Origin of the sequence: Citrobacter sp. Cf088, assembly GCF_030334295.1 — a bacterium.
Taxonomy (GTDB): domain Bacteria; phylum Pseudomonadota; class Gammaproteobacteria; order Enterobacterales; family Enterobacteriaceae; genus Citrobacter; species Citrobacter freundii.
This window is the reverse complement of record NZ_JAOWEE010000040.1, coordinates 1-17,877: the sequence shown is the minus strand read 5'-3', so window position 1 is coordinate 17,877 and position 17,877 is coordinate 1. Positions and strand designations below refer to the sequence as shown.

Genomic DNA, 17,877 nt, shown 5'->3' with positions numbered 1-17,877 from the left:
GCCGGCGGCTACGGATTACTCGTGAATCTGCTTCCTCGGCATAATGTTGACCGTTTCATGCAGTTCGGACCACACCAGCACGGCTTCACCTGATTGTAGTTGGCGTTTGACGTCGGCGACTTTTTGTTCGAGCGAGCGTTCATGTTCACCGTAATCGGTGCCTTCACGCAAGACAAAGCTTTCAATCAGATTGTCCAGCGCGTCCGGAGAGATATCTTGCCATGGGATAATCATGATGACGCCTCCAGATACGTTGTCAGCCAGTCCGGGATTCTTGATTCCAGCCACATCTCAGGACGGCGCACTGTGCCACCAATAAATCCGACGTGGCCGCCATGTTCAGTCAGCTGATATTCCACCTGTGAAGGCAGATTTTCCGGTTTCGGGATCACGTGATGATCCATAAACGGATCGTCTTTAGCATGGATAATCAGTGTTGGTTTGGCGATCCGATTGAGCAACGGCATGGCGCTGCACTGGCGGTAATAGTCGATAGCATCGGCGAAACCGTGGATTTTGGCGGTGATCAGATCGTCAAAATCGCGAATGCGGCGCAAAGATTTCAACTGGGCCAGGCTTACCGGCAGCGAACCTGGATATGCCTCAAGCTTACGCGAGGCGTTGGCTTTCAATAAATTGAGCAGGTAGCGCTGATAGACACGGGAAAAGCCCTTGTCCATATGGTAGCTACAGGCTTCGAGCACGAAAGGCGCAGAAACGATAACCGCTGCATCTATCGGAATATCGTTGCCTTCTTTTGCCAGCAGACAAGCCAGCATGTTTCCACCGAGTGAATAACCTACCGCGGCGGTCGGTGCGCGACCGAACTCACGATCCAGCCAGTGTAAAAACCAGGTGCCATCTTCTGTTTCACCGGAGTGATAAATACGGTTCAAACGATTGGGCTCACCACTGCAACCGCGAAAATGCATTACCACGCCCAGCCAGCCGCGCTTTTGTGCTGCTTCAATCAGGCCATGTGCGTAGGGGCTGTTCAGACTACCTTCCAGACCGTGAAAAACCACCAGGCGCGGTTTGTGTCTCGCCTGTTGCGGATCTTCACTCCACGCCAGATCGACGAAATCGCCGTCGGGCAATTCCAGACGCTGCCAGTGGGCGTCGAACTTCACCTTACGGCGAATTAATCGCGGCAGCATCGTCTGCAGATGGCGGTTACTGATACCGCGCATCGGGCGGAATTCTCGCGAATCGTCGGTAGGTGGGGTCATTTCTGTGGACGTGATTTCAACCATAACACCGGAGCAATTAATAATCGGAAAGAATAACTATACCGCGCACAGCGCGTGCGGGTTAGCCAATATGTGATTTTGTCGCTAGTCAGTCAGCAGGTTACGCGAGAAAAAATGAAAATCGACGTTAGGTTTACGTCGCCACAGGCGGGCTTTACGCGTCCCTGTCGCCACGCTTTCTCCAGTATCTTCAAACATTCCTGACGCTTCAAAGCGACGAATCAGACTTTTACGCTGGATCGACTGACCGAGGATCACCTCAGTGGCTTCGAGTAGTTGCCCATGGGTAAATGTTTCTGGCAAGCAGTACACTGGCAGGAGCGAGTACATCGTTTTTTGCCGCAAGCGATGCAGCGCCGCTGTAATGATTTTCTCGTGATCAAACGCGAGTGAATAGTTTTTCAGCTCATCAACCGGCACCCAACGGGCATTGCTGACGCTGGCGATATGGGGCGCGCAGTCTACCCAGGCGATTAGTGCAAACCAGGTGACCGTCAGGCTCCAGCCGCGCGGGTCACGATCAGGCCCGGAAAAGGTATCCAGTTGTTCCAGCCACGAAGGCGAAACACCCGTTTTTTCAGTGAGTTTGCGCAGCGCGGTGGTACGGGTTGAATCATCGTTTTCGATATCAATAAAGCCGCCGGGTAATCCCCAACGTCCTTTTTGCGGCTGCTTTGCCCGCTCGACCAGTAATACGCACAGCGCCTGCTGATGCAGGGTAAATAACACACTATCTACCGTCACCAGAGGTGAAGGGAAGCGGCTGGCGTCGTACTGATTCAGGTAGTCGGCTTCGGTGGTCATAAGGTACTCACGATGATTTGTAACGCTGATAAGTGTACCAGCCCGGCACCGGGGGGCAAGGTTCGTTTTTTCTCATTACTTATCAGTTGATTAACTAACAGCTTAAAAATAATTCATTTTCTGCTTGCTTAATATGTGTCTTAGGGACATTATTAATTGTGTCGAAGGGACACAATTAAGGGGTGAGTGCGATGAACATAAAATTGACACTAACTTTGGACGACCAGGTCTATGTCGTCGCCAGCGGTGTTTTTCCTGATGGTGCTGTCTGGTTAAAAGTCACCGATGCGTTGCCAACCTTTGCTCGCCTGATGCGCATCCGTGCCACGGCTATGCGCGATATGAACGATTTTATGCTGCTGGCGCAACTGGTTGAGGCGGTCCGTCATCAGACCGATGTACTGGTCAGCCATCTCGACCTTCCCTGGCTGCCGTGGGCGCGTCAGGACAGACATATGGTATCGGGTGACAGCTTTGCGCTGAAAGTCTTCGCCAGTCAGCTCAATACGTTGAAATTTGACAAGGTCAACGTGCTCGACCCGCACAGTGACGCGGCGGCGGCTGCAATCGACAACTTTGTGGCGATCCCCCAGGAGGTTTGCCTGATGCAAAGCGCGTCATTATCGCGGCTGTTTCAGCAAAACGCGCTGATGTTGGTTGCTCCCGATGCAGGATCGCTGAAGAAGATTGATGCCGTAGCCAGAGCGGCCGGTGTGGAGCAGTACGCCATCCTGAGCAAAAAACGTGATGTGGCAAGCGGCAGCCTGACGGGATTTGCGTTATTGGCCGGAGACGTCAGGGGGAGGGATCTGCTGATTGTCGACGACCTGTGTGATGCTGGTGGCACCTTCATAGGTTCTGCGCAGGTGCTACGTGATGCCGGTGCCCGCAGCGTTAGCCTGTACGTCACCCACGGGATCTTTTCTAAGGGCGTTGAACACCTGTTTGCTAACGGTATTGACGCCATCTACACCACCACTTCTTTAGCTGCCCCGACGCTGGAACATCCGCAGCTTGAACTTATCGATATTGACGCTATTTACCGCGCCTGAGGGAGACACCTGTTATGAAAATGAATCCAATTTTAGCTATCGACGGCTACAAAGTGTCTCACCGCGTGCAGTATCCGCAGGGCACCCGTCGCGTGTATTCCAACTTTACCCCACGCAGCGATCGCTTTTTCTCCTCGCCGTTGGCGGATGGCAAACTGGTATTTTTCGGCCTGCAGGGGTTTATGCAGTGGTTTTTAGTCGACCTGTTTAATGAGGCGTTCTTTGCCCGCCCGGAAGATGAGGTTGTGAGTGAATACAAACAGGTCATGGATAGCTATCTCGGCAAAGATGCAGTGGCGGTGGACCATATTCGTGCATTGCATCAGTTGGGCTATCTGCCGCTGCACATCAAGGCGCTGGATGAAGGTAGCAAAGTCCCAATGACGGTGCCGGTTTTAACCATTATCAACACCAAACCCGAATTTTTCTGGCTGGTGAATTACCTGGAGACCGTCCTGTCGGCGGAATTGTGGAAAGCGTCGACAAACGCCACGATTGCTCACCATTACCGCAAAATCTGCGCACGCTGGGCACAGAAAACCTGTAGCGACCAGACGCATCTTGACTTCCAGTGCCATGACTTTTCATTTCGCGGTATGTCCGGATTACAGGACACCATGCAGGCGGGCAGTGGGCATTTGTTGAGCTTTAAAGGGACCGACAGTATTCCATCTCTGTTGTACGCCCGCGATTACTACACCGACGGCGAGCCCTATTTTATCGGCGCCAGCATTCCAGCTACTGAACACAGCGTGATGTGTATGGGCGAGCGCGAGCATGAGATTGAAACCTTCCGCCGCCTGATTGCCGATCTCTACCCGCAAGGATTTGTATCGATAGTATCTGATACCTGGGACTACTGGCAGGTACTGACGGAATATACCCGTGAACTGAAGGGCATCATTCTGGCGCGTGAAGGTCGTGTGGTATTCCGTCCGGATAGCGGCAACCCGGTAGAGATTCTGTGCGGTACTGGCGAAGATAACGATACAAGCAGCGATCGTACCGCTCAGGAGAAAGGGTCCGTGGAAGTGCTGTGGGAGATTTTTGGCGGTACGATTAACGCCAAAGGTTACAAGGTGCTCGACCCGCATGTTGGACTGATTTATGGCGACTCCATCACCCTTGAGCGGGCGAATGAGATCCTGCGTCGTCTGGAAGCGAAAGGATTTGCCAGTTCAAACGTCGTGTTTGGCGTCGGTTCCTTTACCTATCAGTACAACACGCGTGACACCTTCGGTTTTGCGATGAAAGCGACGTGGGGAGAAGTCGACGGCAAAGGCCGGACGATTTTCAAAGAGCCGAAAACCGATAATGGCCTGAAGCGCTCAGCCCGTGGTCTGCTTCGCGTCACACGTGATGAGCAAGGGGAACTGCGTCTGCATGATGAACAGACTTGGGAGCAAGAGCAGGAAGGGGAGCTGAAAACTCGTTTTCTCAACGGCAAGCTGTTTAACCACGAGCATTTCGAAGAAATCCGCCAGCGTCTGGCGATGCAGGGATAATTCAACAAAAATGCCGGATAGGACGTATTGGCGTCGGATCCGGCAATTATGACTACTCGGCGAGCATCTGCTCAAGTTGTTCCTGAGCGTCCAGCCAGGCCATTTCACACTCTTCCAGCCCGGATTTCGCACTGGCCTGCTGTTGCAGACAATCGGTGAGTTCGCCTTTGCGGCTTTGGTCGTACAGTTCGCTGTCGCCGAGTTTCTCTTCCGCCTGAGCTAACTGCGCGTGCAGTTTCTCCATCTCTTTTTCCAGACGGGTGATCTCTTTGCGCAGCGGTTGCGTCAGAGTGCGCAGTTCAGCTTCACGACGCTTCTGGTCTTTACGTGCCTGGGCGCTGTTAACGCTTTCTTTCGCCGGTTCGTCGCTCTGATTTTCCTGTTTCTGGACATCGCTCAGCCACTGCTGATAATCCTCCAGATCGCCATCAAACGGCTCGACTTTCTTGTCGTGTACCAGATAGAGGTCGTCGGTGGTGGAGCGGATCAGGTGACGGTCGTGCGAGACGACAACCAGCGCGCCTTCAAAATCGATCAGCGCTTCGGTCAGCGCCTGACGCATATCTAAGTCCAAGTGGTTGGTCGGTTCATCGAGCAGCAGCAGGTTCGGGCGCTGCCAGACGATCAATGCCAGCACCAGACGCGCCTTTTCACCACCGGAGAAGCGGCGAGTTTCTTCGCTGACTTTATCGCCCTGGAAGCCGAATCCACCCAGGTAGTCTCGTAGTTTCTGCTCCAGCTCCTGCGGCGCCATGCGTGCCAGATGCTGAATTGGTGATTCATCGGCGCGTAAAAACTCCAGCTGGTGCTGCGCGAAGTAGCCCAGCTTGATGCCTTTCGCCAGGCCAATCTCGCCGCTGATGGGGGCCAGTTCGCCGGCCAGCAGCTTAATCAGCGTCGATTTACCCGCGCCGTTGCGACCGAGCAGACCGATGCGGGAACCCGGCACCAGGTTCAGTTTGATCGAATCGAGAATGACGCGATCGCCGTAGCCAGCGCTGACCTTTTCCATCTTCAGCAGCGGGTTTGGCAGGCTTTCCGGTTCACGGAAGCTGAAGTGGAACGGGTTGTCCACGTGCGCTGGGGCAATCAGCTCCATGCGTTCCAGCATTTTGATACGACTCTGCGCCTGTTTTGCTTTCGTTGCTTTAGCGCGGAAACGATCGATATAGCTTTGCAGATGTGCCACGCGCTCCTGCTGGCTTTCGTACATTGCCTGTTGCTGCGCGAGGCGGGTCGCACGCTGTATTTCAAACGCGCTGTAGTTGCCGGTGTACTCGAACATGGTTTGCTGTTCGATATGAATAATTTTATCCACCACTGGATCGAGGAAGTCGCGGTCGTGGGAGATCAAGATCAGCGTGCCCTGATAGCTTTTCAGCCATCTTTCCAGCCAGATCACCGCGTCGAGATCGAGGTGGTTGGTAGGTTCATCGAGCAGTAGTAGGTCTGAACGGCAAATCAGCGCCTGGGCCAGGTTGAGGCGCATACGCCAGCCACCGGAGAAGTCGCTGACCGGCCGTTCAAGCTGTTCGTTGGAGAAACCGAGGCCATGCAGCAGGCTGGCGGCGCGTGAACGCACGGTCCAGGCGTCGATGGCATCCAGCTTGCCATGGACAGTGGCAATGGCATGTCCATCGTTACGTTCGTTGGCGTCGTTCAACTGCGCTTCCAGTTGACGATATTCGCGGTCACCGTCAATGACGTACTCCAGCGCGGGCTGTGGCAACGCAGGCGTTTCCTGATTCACCCACGCGAGCTGCCAGTTTCCCGGATAGGTAAATCCTCCAGCGTCGGCGCTGAGTTCATTTTTCAGCAATGCCAGCAGGGTAGATTTACCGCAGCCATTTTTACCCACCAGGCCAACCTTCTGCCCTGGATTAATGGTGGCCGTGGCATTGTCCAGCAAGACGCGCACGCCGCGACGAATTTGTAACGATGAGAAAACAATCATAAGGCGCCGTATGTTCAGACTATGTTAATTTATCATTATGATAATGTAATGTGCGGGCCGTTTGCCGCACCGAGGCGCAATGGTAGCCCAAAACGTCGAAAATAGACAAAAGACAAAACCGGGAGGGGGATGATGTTCCAGCCAGCGAAAGTCTTGCTGCTGTATGCCCATCCGGAATCTCAGGACTCGGTCGCGAACCGTGTTCTGCTTAAACCGGCCATGCAGCTCAGCAATGTTACCGTGCACGACCTTTACGCGCACTATCCTGATTTTTTTATCGATATTCCGCATGAACAGGCGCTGCTGCGTGAGCATGATGTGATCGTTTTTCAGCATCCGCTTTACACCTATAGCTGTCCGGCGCTGTTAAAGGAGTGGCTTGACCGCGTACTGAGCCGCGGATTTGCCAGCGGTCCCGGAGGGAATCAACTGGCGGGAAAGTACTGGCGTAGCGTTATCACTACCGGAGAACCGGAAAGTGCCTACCGCTATGACGCGCTAAACCGTTATCCAATGAGCGATGTGCTGCGCCCTTTCGAGCTGACGGCCGGTATGTGCCGCATGCACTGGATGAGCCCTATTATCGTTTACTGGGCCAGAAGGCAAACGAAGCAGGAGCTGGACAGCCATGCGAAAGCGTATGGTGACTGGCTGGCGAATCCGATCCCTGTGGGAGGCCGCTGATGGAAGGTTCAGATTTGTTGACAGCCGGAGTGTTGTTTCTCTTCGCGGCGGTGGCGGCGGTACCGTTGGCGTCCAGGTTGGGTATCGGTCCGGTGTTGGGTTACTTGCTGGCGGGTATTGCCATCGGCCCGTGGGGATTAGGGTTCATCAGCGATGTGGATGAAATCCTGCACTTTTCCGAGCTGGGCGTGGTTTTTCTGATGTTCATCATTGGGTTGGAACTTAATCCGGCCAAGCTGTGGCAACTGCGGCGTTCAATTTTTGGCGTCGGCGCCGCGCAGGTGATGCTGAGCGCGGTGGTGCTGGCAGGATTATTGATGCTCACTGCGTTCTCCTGGCAGGCGGCAGTGGTTGGCGGCATTGGTCTGGCGATGTCATCGACCGCGATGGCGCTACAGTTGATGCGTGAGAAAGGCATGAACCGCAGTGAATCCGGGCAGTTGGGTTTTTCGGTGCTGCTGTTTCAGGATCTGGCGGTGATCCCTGCGCTGGCGCTGGTTCCGCTGCTGGCGGGGTCTGCTGACGAACATTTTGACTGGATTAAAGTGGGAATGAAGGTGCTGGCCTTTGCCGGCATGCTGATTGGCGGGCGCTATTTGCTGCGTCCGGTTTTCCGCTTTATTGCGGATTCTGGCGTGCGGGAAGTGTTCACCGCTGCCACGCTGCTGTTGGTGCTGGGTTCTGCTTTATTTATGGATGCGCTGGGGCTGTCAATGGCGCTGGGAACGTTTATCGCGGGTGTGCTGCTGGCGGAAAGTGAATACCGACATGAGCTGGAAACGGCAATCGATCCTTTTAAAGGACTGTTGCTCGGGCTGTTTTTTATCTCCGTTGGCATGTCGCTCAATCTCGGCGTGCTCTACACCCATATTCTGTGGGTGGCAGCGAGTGTGATCGTGCTGGTGGTCGTAAAAATGCTGGTGCTGTATGTACTGGCGCGTCTTAACGGCATGAGAAGCTCTGAACGGATGCAATTTGCCGGGGTTTTAAGTCAGGGCGGTGAATTCGCTTTCGTGCTGTTTTCAACGGCATCCTCGCAACGGCTGTTTCAGGGCGACCAAATGGCGTTGCTGCTGGTGACCGTCACACTGTCGATGATGACCACGCCGCTGGTGATGAAGTTGATTGATAAATGGCTCTCCCGCCAGTTTAACGGCACGGATGAGGAAGACGAAAAACCCTGGGTGGAAGATGATAAACCGCAGGTGATTGTGGTGGGGTTTGGGCGTTTTGGTCAGGTTATTGGTCGCCTGTTGATGGCCAATAAAATGCGTATTACCGTCCTGGAGCGAGATATCAGCGCGGTGAATCTGATGCGCAAATATGGCTATAAGGTCTACTACGGTGACGCCACTCAGGTGGAACTGTTGCGCTCCGCAGGGGCAGAGGCGGCACAGTCTATTGTTATTACCTGTAATGAGCCTGAAGACACAATGAAACTGGTGGAACTGTGCCAACAGTATTTTCCGCATTTGCATATTCTTGCGCGAGCGCGCGGACGTGTAGAGGCGCATGAGTTATTACAGGCCGGTGTGACGCAGTTTTCGCGCGAAACGTTCTCCAGTGCGCTGGAGTTGGGGCGTAAAACGCTGGTTACACTGGGGATGCATCCGCACCAGGCCCAGCGTGCCCAGCTGCATTTTCGTCGGCTGGATATGCGCATGCTGCGGGAACTGATCCCCATGCATACAGATACGGTACAAATCTCTCGAGCCAGGGAAGCACGGCGCGAGCTGGAGGAAATTTTCCAACGAGAGATGCAGCAAGAGCGACGTCAGCTGGATGGCTGGGATGAATTTGAGTAGAGGATAATCATGGCAATTCGTAAACGTTTTATCGCAGGTGCAAAATGTCCGTCCTGCCAGTCGCAGGATACTCTGGCGATGTGGCGTGAAAATAATATCGATATTGTTGAGTGTGTTAAGTGCGGTCATCAGATGCGGGAAGCCGATAAAGAGGCGCGCGAGCACGTTCGCAAAGAAGAGCAAGTGATCGGGATTTTTCATCCGGACTAGCGATATGGCGCAGCTTTTTTTAAGCTAGAGGGTACACGGGTGCAGAATTCCGCTACAATCTGCGCCACTATTCTTTCCATGCTCAGGAGATATCATGAAAGTAGCAAAGGACCTGGTGGTCAGCCTGGCCTATCAGGTACGTACAGAAGACGGTGTGTTGGTTGATGAGTCTCCGGTGAGTGCACCGCTGGACTACCTGCATGGTCACGGTTCCCTGATTTCTGGCCTGGAAACAGCGCTGGACGGTCATGAAGTTGGCGACAAATTCGATGTTGCTGTTGGCGCAAACGACGCATACGGTCAGTACGACGAAAACCTGGTGCAGCGCGTTCCTAAAGACGTCTTCATGGGCGTTGACGAACTGCAGGTTGGCATGCGTTTCCTGGCTGAAACTGACCAGGGTCCAGTACCGGTAGAAATTACCGAAGTGGAAGACGACCACGTTGTGGTTGACGGTAACCACATGCTGGCTGGCCAGAATCTGAAATTCAACGTAGAAGTTGTTGCTATCCGCGAAGCGACCGAAGAAGAACTGGCTCACGGCCACGTTCACGGTGCGCACGGTCACGACCACGATCATGACCACGGTCATGACGGTTGCTGCGGTGGTCACGGCCACGACCATGGTCACGAGCACGGCGGCGAAGGCTGCTGCGGCGGTGGCGGTAAAGGTAACGGCGGCGGCTGCGGTTGCCACTAATACCCTTCGTCTTTCAACCCACAGCGGTGTTGGCTGCGCTTTCGAATCCTGGTCACATAGTTATCTATGCTCCCAGGACTTCCTCAAGCTTGCCGCCTTGCTGTGATTTGAAATCCTTTGGGTATATGTGAGTAGATCCGATAAGCGTTAGCGCTTTCGGACACAAAAAAAGCGGGGATATCCCCGCTTTTTTACGTCTCAATAATGTGGCGGAGGGGTCTCTTCAGACTGCGACGCGATGTGGGACGGTTGCGTTGCTTTGAGCTTTTCCGTCAGCAGACGCAGATGGTCGCGCAGTTTGGCCATTTCCAGTTCATGCGCGGTCACCGTCACGTTGAGCTCTTCAATGGTTATCTCCTGAAATGCCAGGCGACTTTCCAGTTCAGCCAGGCGAGTTTCCATTGTTGTATCCTGCATGATTCACCTCTTTCTTTTTTCTCCGGCAGATCGCGGACTGCGGCGAATTCTACTTAACTTTGCCTGTTTGCACAGCACTCAATCTTCGGTCACGAAACTAATTTAAACAAAAAGAGTCTGAAAAGTGGTGATAATAGGGCGTGCCTGTATGTTGATTTGTTCTGCAACGCTTTATAGTACATTTTTATGTTAGTTAACCCTGGGGTGAGATGCCCCGGCCCTGGAGATATGGATGAAATCACTGTTTAAAGTAACGCTGCTGGCGACCACAATGGCTGTTGCTCTGCATGCCCCGATCACCTTCGCTGCTGATGCTGCGAAACCAGCCGCTACTGCTGACAGCAAAGCAGCATTCAAGAATGACGACCAAAAAGCCGCTTACGCGCTGGGCGCGTCCCTGGGTCGTTATATGGAAAACTCTCTGAAAGAGCAGGAAAAGCTGGGCATCAAACTGGATAAAGATCAGCTGATCGCTGGTGTTCAGGATGCGTTTGCAGACAAGAGCAAACTGTCTGACCAGGAAATCGAACAAACTCTGCAGGCGTTTGAAGCGCGCGTGAAGAGCTCCGCCCAGGCAAAAATGGAAAAAGACGCGGCTGACAACGAAGCCAAAGGTAAAGTTTACCGCGAGAAATTTGCTAAAGAGAAAGGCGTTAAAACCTCGGCTACTGGCCTGGTCTACAAAGTAGAGAAAGAAGGTACCGGCGCTGCACCGAAAGACAGCGATACCGTGGTTGTTAACTACAAAGGTACGCTGATCGATGGTAAAGAGTTTGATAACTCTTATACCCGTGGTGAGCCGCTCTCTTTCCGTCTTGACGGCGTGATCCCGGGCTGGACTGAAGGCCTGAAAAACATCAAGAAAGGCGGCAAAATCCAGCTGGTTATCCCACCGGATCTGGCTTACGGCAAAACGGGCGTTCCGGGCATTCCGGCCAACTCTACGCTGGTCTTTGATGTTGAACTGTTAGACATCAAACCGGCACCGAAAGCTGACGCGCAGCCAGATGCTGCACCGGCAGATAAAGCTGCAGACAGCAGCAAAAAATAAGCTAACAAAAACCGCCGCCCACAGGGCGGCGGTTTTTTATTATCGACAGGATATAATTAATACTGGAAAGCGCCTTGTGCGCTGTATTACTTTAGATGCCCCTATAATAGTGATGAGCCTGCCCTGACAACATAACGACAGGCTCCTGAAAAGGAGTGCTTTTTTTCATGTCCAGGTCGCTTTTAACCAACGAAACCAGTGAGCTAGATTTGCTGGATCAACGTCCTTTCGATCAAACCGACTTCGATATCCTCAAATCCTACGAAGCGGTAGTGGACGGGTTGGCGATGCTCATTGGTTCCCATTGTGAAATCGTATTGCACTCTTTGCAGGATTTGAAATGCTCGGCCATCCGCATTGCTAACGGTGAACACACGGGCCGTAAAATTGGCTCACCGATTACTGACCTTGCGTTGCGTATGCTGCATGATATGACGGGTGCGGATAGCAGCGTGTCGAAGTGTTACTTCACACGTGCGAAAAGCGGTGTCTTGATGAAGTCGGTGACGATTGCCATTCGCAACCGTGAGCATCGCGTGATTGGTCTGCTGTGCATCAACATGAACCTTGATGTCCCTTTCTCGCAGATAATGAATACCTTTATCCCACCGGAAACCCCGGAAGTGGGCTCTGCCGTCAACTTCGCTTCTTCGGTGGAAGATCTGGTTACCCAGACGCTGGAATTCACAATCGAAGAAGTGAATGCCGATCGTAATGTTTCCAACAACGCGAAGAACCGCCAGATCGTCCTGAATTTGTATGAGAAAGGCATCTTCGATATTAAAGATGCCATCAACCAGGTCGCCGATCGGCTGAACATCTCCAAACATACGGTCTACCTCTATATTCGTCAGTTCAAAAGTGGCGATTTCCAGGGGCAAGATAAGTAATGCGTTTTGCCATCATGGTGACGGGGCCTGCGTACGGCACGCAGCAGGCGAGCAGCGCGTTGCAATTTGCTCATGCACTACTCAAAGAAGGGCATGAGTTAAGCAGCATCTTTTTCTATCGTGAAGGTGTGTATAACGCCAACCTACTCACTTCGCCTGCCAGTGATGAATACGATCTGGTACGGGCCTGGCAACAGCTGAACCAACAGCATGGTGTAACACTGAATATTTGCGTGGCTGCGGCGTTGCGACGCGGCGTGGTTGATGAGACTGAGGCAAAGCGGCTGGGGCTGGCAGGAGCTAATTTACAATCAGGTTTTAACCTCAGCGGGCTTGGATCGCTGGCTGAGGCATCCCTGACCTGCGATCGCGTGGTGCAATTCTGATGAAACGTGTTGCTTTTGTCTTTTCTACCGTGCCGCACGGCAGCGCATCTGGCCGTGAAGGGTTAGATGCATTGCTGGCGACCTCTGCATTAACGGAAGACCTCGGCGTGTTTTTTATCGGAGATGGCGTCTTTCAAATCCTTCAGGGACAGCAACCGGATGCCGTGCTGGCGCGAGACTATATCGCGACCTTCAAACTGTTAGGGTTGTACGATATCGATCAATGTTGGCTCTGCGCTGCCTCATTACGCGAGCGGGGCCTTCAGCAGGGGAGTAATTTTGTGATCGATGCGACAGCGCTTGAACCGGAAGATTTACGCCGTGAGTTAGGCAACTATGACGTCATTTTAAGGTTTTGAGACTCTCATGCTGCACACACTACATCGCTCCGCGTGGCTTACCGATTTCTCCTCTCTTCTTCGTCTGATTGATAAAGACGATGAACTTTTATTGCTCCAGGATGGCGTGACGGCAGCAATCGAAGGAAGCCGTTTCCTTGAAAGTCTGCAAAATGCCTCCATTAAGGTCTATGTACTGGAAGAAGACATTAAGGCTCGCGGGTTGAGCGGTCAAATTTCAGACAGTGTCGTCAGGGTTAGCTATACTGACTTCGTCAGACTTACGGTGAAGCATCCCAGCCAGATGTCCTGGTAATTGTGGGATCGTTGTATATTTCTTGACACCTTTTCGACACCGACCTAAAATTCTGCGTCCTCATATTGTATGAGGTCGTTTTATTACGTGTTTACGAAGCAAAAGCTAAAACCAGGAGCTATTTAATGGCAACAGTTAACCAGCTGGTACGCAAACCACGTGCACGCAAAGTTGCAAAAAGCAACGTGCCTGCGCTGGAAGCATGCCCGCAGAAACGTGGCGTATGTACTCGTGTATATACTACCACTCCTAAAAAACCGAACTCCGCACTGCGTAAAGTTTGCCGTGTTCGTCTGACTAACGGTTTTGAAGTGACTTCCTACATCGGTGGTGAAGGTCACAACCTGCAGGAGCACTCCGTGATCCTGATCCGTGGCGGTCGTGTAAAAGACCTCCCGGGTGTTCGTTACCACACCGTTCGTGGTGCGCTTGACTGCTCCGGCGTTAAAGACCGTAAGCAATCACGCTCCAAGTATGGCGTGAAACGTCCTAAGGCTTAATGGTTCTCCGTTAAGTAAGGCCAAACGTTTTATATTAATGTCAAACTAAACTCTTAGAGTTTTGGACAATCCTGAATTAACAACGGAGTATTTCCATGCCACGTCGTCGCGTCATTGGTCAGCGTAAAATTCTGCCGGATCCGAAGTTCGGATCAGAACTGCTGGCTAAATTTGTAAATATCCTGATGGTAGATGGTAAAAAATCTACTGCCGAAACTATCGTATACAGCGCGCTGGAGACCCTGGCTCAGCGTTCTGGTAAAAACGAACTGGAAGCTTTCGAAGTAGCTCTCGAAAACGTGCGCCCGACTGTCGAAGTTAAGTCTCGCCGCGTTGGTGGTTCTACTTATCAGGTACCAGTTGAAGTCCGTCCGGTCCGTCGTAATGCTCTGGCAATGCGTTGGATCGTTGAAGCTGCTCGTAAACGCGGTGATAAATCCATGGCTCTGCGCCTGGCGAACGAACTTTCTGATGCTGCAGAAAACAAAGGTACTGCAGTTAAGAAACGTGAAGACGTTCACCGTATGGCAGAAGCCAACAAGGCGTTCGCACACTACCGTTGGTAATCCCTTCGGAGTTTTAGTCACCAGGCGGGCGCTTCTAGTAAGCAGCCCGCTTTGGGCTACTTAAATTGAACGCCTAAAAGATAAACGAGGAATCAAATGGCTCGTACAACACCCATCGCGCGCTACCGTAACATCGGTATCAGTGCGCACATCGACGCCGGTAAAACCACTACTACCGAACGTATTCTGTTCTACACCGGTGTAAACCATAAAATCGGTGAAGTTCATGACGGCGCAGCCACCATGGACTGGATGGAGCAGGAGCAGGAACGTGGTATTACTATCACCTCCGCAGCGACTACTGCATTCTGGTCTGGTATGGCTAAGCAGTATGAACCGCATCGCGTAAACATCATCGACACCCCGGGGCACGTTGACTTCACTATCGAAGTAGAACGTTCCATGCGTGTGCTTGATGGTGCAGTAATGGTTTACTGCGCAGTTGGTGGTGTTCAGCCTCAGTCTGAAACCGTATGGCGTCAGGCAAACAAATATAAAGTTCCGCGCATTGCGTTCGTTAACAAAATGGACCGTATGGGTGCGAACTTCCTGAAAGTTGTTGGTCAGATCAAAACCCGTCTGGGCGCGAACCCTGTTCCGCTGCAGCTGGCAATTGGCGCTGAAGAAGCGTTCACCGGTGTTGTTGACCTGGTGAAAATGAAAGCCATCAACTGGAACGAAGAAGATGCAGGCGTAACCTTCACTTATGAAGATATCCCGGCTGACATGCAGGAACTGGCTGAAGAATGGCACCAGAACCTGATCGAGTCCGCTGCAGAAGCTTCAGAAGAGCTGATGGAGAAATACCTGGGTGGTGAAGAACTGACTGAAGAAGAGATCAAAAAAGCTCTGCGTCAGCGTGTTCTGAACAACGAAATCATCCTGGTAACCTGTGGTTCTGCGTTCAAGAACAAAGGTGTTCAGGCGATGCTGGATGCGGTAATTGATTACCTGCCATCCCCAGTAGACGTACCTGCGATCAACGGTATTCTGGACGACGGTAAAGATACTCCTGCTGAGCGTCATGCTAGCGATGACGAGCCGTTTGCTGCTCTGGCATTCAAAATCGCTACCGACCCGTTCGTGGGTAACCTGACCTTCTTCCGCGTGTACTCTGGTGTGGTTAACTCCGGTGACACCATCCTGAACTCCGTGAAAACTGCACGTGAACGTTTCGGCCGTATCGTACAGATGCACGCTAACAAACGTGAAGAGATCAAAGAAGTTCGCGCGGGCGATATCGCTGCTGCTATCGGTCTGAAAGACGTGACCACTGGTGACACTCTGTGTGACCCGGATCACCCGATCATTCTGGAACGTATGGAATTCCCTGAGCCGGTAATTTCCATCGCGGTAGAACCGAAAACCAAAGCTGACCAGGAAAAAATGGGTCTGGCTCTGGGCCGTCTGGCTAAAGAAGACCCGTCATTCCGCGTATGGACTGACGAAGAATCTAACCAGACCATTATCGCTGGTATGGGTGAGCTGCACCTCGACATCATCGTTGACCGTATGAAGCGTGAATTCAACGTTGAAGCGAACGTCGGTAAACCTCAGGTTGCTTACCGTGAAGCGATTCGCGCGAAAGTTACCGATATCGAAGGTAAACACGCTAAGCAGTCTGGTGGTCGCGGTCAGTACGGTCATGTTGTTATCGACATGTACCCGCTGGAGCCGGGTTCAAACCCGAAAGGCTACGAGTTCATCAACGACATCAAAGGTGGTGTAATTCCTGGCGAATACATCCCGGCCGTTGATAAAGGCATCCAGGAACAGCTGAAATCTGGCCCGCTGGCTGGTTACCCGGTTGTTGATCTGGGCGTGCGTCTGCACTTCGGTTCTTACCATGACGTTGACTCCTCTGAGCTGGCGTTTAAACTGGCCGCTTCTATCGCCTTCAAAGATGGCTTTAAGAAAGCGAAACCAGTTCTGCTTGAGCCTATCATGAAGGTTGAAGTAGAGACTCCGGAAGAGAACACCGGTGACGTAATCGGTGACTTGAGCCGCCGTCGTGGTATGCTTCGTGGTCAGGAATCCAACGTCACTGGCGTTGTTATCCATGCTGAAGTTCCGCTGTCTGAAATGTTCGGATATGCAACCCAGCTGCGTTCTCTGACCAAAGGCCGTGCTTCTTACTCCATGGAGTTCCTGAAGTACGACGATGCGCCGAACAACGTTGCTCAGGCCGTTATTGAAGCCCGTGGTAAATAATCCACAGGATTAAAACCTAAGTCCCGTGCTCTCTCCATAGGGGAGAGCACTATAGTAAGGAATATAGCCGTGTCTAAAGAAAAATTTGAACGTACAAAACCGCACGTTAACGTCGGCACCATCGGCCACGTTGACCACGGTAAAACTACCCTGACCGCTGCAATCACTACCGTACTGGCTAAAACCTACGGCGGTGCTGCTCGTGCATTCGACCAGATCGATAACGCGCCGGAAGAAAAAGCTCGTGGTATCACCATCAACACTTCTCACGTTGAATATGACACCCCGACTCGCCACTACGCACACGTAGACTGCCCGGGCCACGCCGACTATGTTAAAAACATGATCACCGGTGCTGCGCAGATGGACGGCGCGATCCTGGTTGTTGCTGCGACTGACGGCCCGATGCCGCAGACTCGTGAGCACATCCTGCTGGGTCGTCAGGTAGGCGTTCCGTACATCATCGTGTTCCTGAACAAATGCGACATGGTTGATGACGAAGAGCTGCTGGAACTGGTAGAAATGGAAGTTCGTGAACTTCTGTCTCAGTACGATTTCCCGGGCGACGACACTCCGATCGTTCGTGGTTCTGCTCTGAAAGCGCTGGAAGGCGAAGCAGAGTGGGAAGCGAAAATCATCGAACTGGCTGGCTTCCTGGATTCTTACATTCCAGAACCAGAGCGTGCGATTGACAAGCCGTTCCTGCTGCCTATCGAAGACGTATTCTCCATCTCCGGTCGTGGTACCGTTGTTACCGGTCGTGTAGAGCGCGGTATCATCAAAGTTGGTGAAGAAGTTGAAATCGTTGGTATCAAAGAGACTGCTAAGTCTACCTGTACTGGCGTTGAAATGTTCCGCAAACTGCTGGACGAAGGCCGTGCTGGTGAGAACGTTGGTGTTCTGCTGCGTGGTATCAAACGTGAAGAAATCGAACGTGGTCAGGTACTGGCTAAGCCGGGCTCTATCAAGCCGCACACCAAGTTCGAATCTGAAGTGTACATTCTGTCCAAAGACGAAGGCGGCCGTCATACTCCGTTCTTCAAAGGCTACCGTCCGCAGTTCTACTTCCGTACTACTGACGTGACTGGTACCATCGAACTGCCGGAAGGCGTAGAGATGGTAATGCCGGGCGACAACATCAAAATGGTTGTTACCCTGATCCACCCGATCGCGATGGACGACGGTCTGCGTTTCGCAATCCGTGAAGGCGGCCGTACTGTTGGTGCGGGCGTTGTTGC

19 protein-coding genes and 1 pseudogene are annotated in these 17,877 nt (G+C 52.6%); 15 read left to right on the top strand and 5 right to left on the bottom strand.

Translation table 11 applies throughout. The features are described 5' to 3' along the window. Nucleotides 1-15: 15 nt before the first annotated feature. The 3 genes and pseudogenes from OGV71_RS05450 to OGV71_RS05440 all read right to left on the bottom strand — a co-directional run bounded on the left by OGV71_RS05450 (nt 16) and on the right by OGV71_RS05440 (nt 2,054). Nucleotides 16-234, bottom strand: a complete 219-nt coding sequence (locus OGV71_RS05450; RefSeq protein ID WP_003023615.1) for a YheU family protein — start codon at nt 232-234, stop codon at nt 16-18. Then, nucleotides 231-1,299: pseudogene (locus OGV71_RS05445) on the bottom strand (hydrolase). Before OGV71_RS05445 ends, OGV71_RS05450 begins: the two are co-directional and overlap by 4 nt. Before the next feature lie 35 nt (nt 1,300-1,334). After that, nucleotides 1,335-2,054, bottom strand: a complete 720-nt coding sequence (locus OGV71_RS05440) for an NUDIX hydrolase (RefSeq protein WP_003023620.1) — start codon at nt 2,052-2,054, stop codon at nt 1,335-1,337. A gap of 191 nt (nt 2,055-2,245) precedes the next feature. Here OGV71_RS05440 and prs point away from each other — a divergent pair, with 191 nt between their 5' ends. Beyond that, nucleotides 2,246-3,106: a ribose-phosphate diphosphokinase gene (prs, locus tag OGV71_RS05435; RefSeq protein WP_204583220.1), complete on the top strand. Its 861-nt coding sequence runs from the start codon at nt 2,246-2,248 to the stop codon at nt 3,104-3,106. 14 nt (nt 3,107-3,120) lie between these two features. Continuing rightward, nucleotides 3,121-4,611: a nicotinate phosphoribosyltransferase gene (locus tag OGV71_RS05430; RefSeq protein WP_204583221.1), complete on the top strand. Its 1,491-nt coding sequence runs from the start codon at nt 3,121-3,123 to the stop codon at nt 4,609-4,611. A gap of 52 nt (nt 4,612-4,663) precedes the next feature. On the opposite strand, the gene OGV71_RS05425 is transcribed toward OGV71_RS05430, so the two are convergent. Then, a complete protein-coding gene (locus tag OGV71_RS05425; RefSeq protein WP_204583222.1) occupies nt 4,664-6,565 on the bottom strand; it encodes an ABC transporter ATP-binding protein in 1,902 nt (633 codons plus the stop codon). Between the two features lie 132 nt (nt 6,566-6,697). Between OGV71_RS05425 and kefG the strand changes: the two genes are divergently transcribed. From kefG to slyD, 4 genes are all read left to right on the top strand, one after another. Further along, nucleotides 6,698-7,249: a glutathione-regulated potassium-efflux system ancillary protein KefG gene (kefG, locus tag OGV71_RS05420; RefSeq protein WP_003023629.1), complete on the top strand. Its 552-nt coding sequence runs from the start codon at nt 6,698-6,700 to the stop codon at nt 7,247-7,249. After that, nucleotides 7,249-9,054, top strand: a complete 1,806-nt coding sequence (kefB, locus tag OGV71_RS05415; protein ID WP_003023630.1) for a glutathione-regulated potassium-efflux system protein KefB — start codon at nt 7,249-7,251, stop codon at nt 9,052-9,054. Before kefG ends, kefB begins: the two co-directional genes overlap by 1 nt. Nucleotides 9,055-9,063: 9 nt before the next feature. Beyond that, entirely contained in the window at nt 9,064-9,264 is a 201-nt protein-coding gene (locus OGV71_RS05410) for a YheV family putative zinc ribbon protein (RefSeq protein ID WP_003023632.1), read from the top strand. Between the two features lie 94 nt (nt 9,265-9,358). Continuing rightward, the gene (gene slyD / locus OGV71_RS05405; RefSeq protein ID WP_003023634.1) at nt 9,359-9,964 is read left to right on the top strand and encodes a peptidylprolyl isomerase; all 606 of its coding nucleotides are present in this window, start codon (nt 9,359-9,361) and stop codon (nt 9,962-9,964) included. Between the two features lie 198 nt (nt 9,965-10,162). Here the strand turns inward: slyD and OGV71_RS05400 are convergent, their stop codons facing one another. After that, nucleotides 10,163-10,381, bottom strand: a complete 219-nt coding sequence (locus tag OGV71_RS05400; RefSeq protein ID WP_003023639.1) for a protein SlyX — start codon at nt 10,379-10,381, stop codon at nt 10,163-10,165. 232 nt (nt 10,382-10,613) lie between these two features. Here OGV71_RS05400 and fkpA point away from each other — a divergent pair, with 232 nt between their 5' ends. The 9 genes from fkpA to tuf form a co-directional block, all read left to right on the top strand. Further along, nucleotides 10,614-11,432 (top strand): FKBP-type peptidyl-prolyl cis-trans isomerase, encoded by an 819-nt coding sequence (gene fkpA, locus OGV71_RS05395; protein ID WP_003023641.1) that lies wholly within the window; start codon nt 10,614-10,616, stop codon nt 11,430-11,432. A gap of 167 nt (nt 11,433-11,599) precedes the next feature. Next, on the top strand, nt 11,600-12,322 hold the full coding sequence (locus OGV71_RS05390; protein ID WP_003023643.1) for a helix-turn-helix transcriptional regulator: 723 nt from the start codon (nt 11,600-11,602) through the stop codon (nt 12,320-12,322). After that, nucleotides 12,322-12,708, top strand: a complete 387-nt coding sequence (gene tusD / locus OGV71_RS05385) for a sulfurtransferase complex subunit TusD (RefSeq protein ID WP_204583223.1) — start codon at nt 12,322-12,324, stop codon at nt 12,706-12,708. The genes OGV71_RS05390 and tusD overlap by 1 nt, the downstream gene beginning before the upstream one ends. Then, entirely contained in the window at nt 12,708-13,067 is a 360-nt protein-coding gene (gene tusC / locus OGV71_RS05380; protein WP_003837966.1) for a sulfurtransferase complex subunit TusC, read from the top strand. Before tusD ends, tusC begins: the two co-directional genes overlap by 1 nt. 7 nt (nt 13,068-13,074) lie before the next feature. Then, the gene (gene tusB, locus OGV71_RS05375; protein WP_003023651.1) at nt 13,075-13,362 is read left to right on the top strand and encodes a sulfurtransferase complex subunit TusB; all 288 of its coding nucleotides are present in this window, start codon (nt 13,075-13,077) and stop codon (nt 13,360-13,362) included. 125 nt (nt 13,363-13,487) lie between these two features. Then, on the top strand, nt 13,488-13,862 hold the full coding sequence (gene rpsL / locus OGV71_RS05370) for a 30S ribosomal protein S12 (protein WP_003023654.1): 375 nt from the start codon (nt 13,488-13,490) through the stop codon (nt 13,860-13,862). 95 nt (nt 13,863-13,957) lie between these two features. Further along, nucleotides 13,958-14,428, top strand: coding sequence for a 30S ribosomal protein S7 (rpsG, locus tag OGV71_RS05365; RefSeq protein ID WP_003023657.1), 471 nt, complete (start codon nt 13,958-13,960; stop codon nt 14,426-14,428). A gap of 96 nt (nt 14,429-14,524) precedes the next feature. Further along, nucleotides 14,525-16,639 carry an elongation factor G gene (fusA, locus tag OGV71_RS05360; RefSeq protein ID WP_003023659.1) on the top strand — a complete coding sequence of 705 codons (2,115 nt, stop codon included), beginning with the start codon at nt 14,525-14,527 and terminating at the stop codon, nt 16,637-16,639. Nucleotides 16,640-16,708: 69 nt separating this feature from the next. Continuing rightward, the coding region (tuf, locus tag OGV71_RS05355; RefSeq protein WP_049014834.1) for an elongation factor Tu at nt 16,709-17,877 on the top strand (1,169 nt) is incomplete at its 3' end.

Bases quoted from the DNA above. Each gene is read 5' to 3' on its own strand.
- OGV71_RS05390 (WP_003023643.1), top strand. From the start codon at position 11,600: ATGTCCAGGTCGCTTTTAACCAACGAAACCAGTGAGCTAGATTTGCTG.
- tusB (WP_003023651.1), top strand. From the start codon at position 13,075: ATGCTGCACACACTACATCGCTCCGCGTGGCTTACCGATTTCTCCTCT.
- rpsG (WP_003023657.1), top strand. From the start codon at position 13,958: ATGCCACGTCGTCGCGTCATTGGTCAGCGTAAAATTCTGCCGGATCCG.
- OGV71_RS05430 (WP_204583221.1), top strand. From the start codon at position 3,121: ATGAAAATGAATCCAATTTTAGCTATCGACGGCTACAAAGTGTCTCAC.
- tusD (WP_204583223.1), top strand. From the start codon at position 12,322: ATGCGTTTTGCCATCATGGTGACGGGGCCTGCGTACGGCACGCAGCAG.
- kefG (WP_003023629.1), top strand. From the start codon at position 6,698: ATGTTCCAGCCAGCGAAAGTCTTGCTGCTGTATGCCCATCCGGAATCT.
- OGV71_RS05400 (WP_003023639.1), bottom strand. From the start codon at position 10,381: ATGCAGGATACAACAATGGAAACTCGCCTGGCTGAACTGGAAAGTCGC.
- kefB (WP_003023630.1), top strand. From the start codon at position 7,249: ATGGAAGGTTCAGATTTGTTGACAGCCGGAGTGTTGTTTCTCTTCGCG.
- OGV71_RS05440 (WP_003023620.1), bottom strand. From the start codon at position 2,054: ATGACCACCGAAGCCGACTACCTGAATCAGTACGACGCCAGCCGCTTC.
- fkpA (WP_003023641.1), top strand. From the start codon at position 10,614: ATGAAATCACTGTTTAAAGTAACGCTGCTGGCGACCACAATGGCTGTT.
- OGV71_RS05450 (WP_003023615.1), bottom strand. From the start codon at position 234: ATGATTATCCCATGGCAAGATATCTCTCCGGACGCGCTGGACAATCTG.
- prs (WP_204583220.1), top strand. From the start codon at position 2,246: ATGAACATAAAATTGACACTAACTTTGGACGACCAGGTCTATGTCGTC.
- tusC (WP_003837966.1), top strand. From the start codon at position 12,708: ATGAAACGTGTTGCTTTTGTCTTTTCTACCGTGCCGCACGGCAGCGCA.
- OGV71_RS05425 (WP_204583222.1), bottom strand. From the start codon at position 6,565: ATGATTGTTTTCTCATCGTTACAAATTCGTCGCGGCGTGCGCGTCTTG.
- rpsL (WP_003023654.1), top strand. From the start codon at position 13,488: ATGGCAACAGTTAACCAGCTGGTACGCAAACCACGTGCACGCAAAGTT.
- fusA (WP_003023659.1), top strand. From the start codon at position 14,525: ATGGCTCGTACAACACCCATCGCGCGCTACCGTAACATCGGTATCAGT.
- OGV71_RS05410 (WP_003023632.1), top strand. From the start codon at position 9,064: ATGGCAATTCGTAAACGTTTTATCGCAGGTGCAAAATGTCCGTCCTGC.
- slyD (WP_003023634.1), top strand. From the start codon at position 9,359: ATGAAAGTAGCAAAGGACCTGGTGGTCAGCCTGGCCTATCAGGTACGT.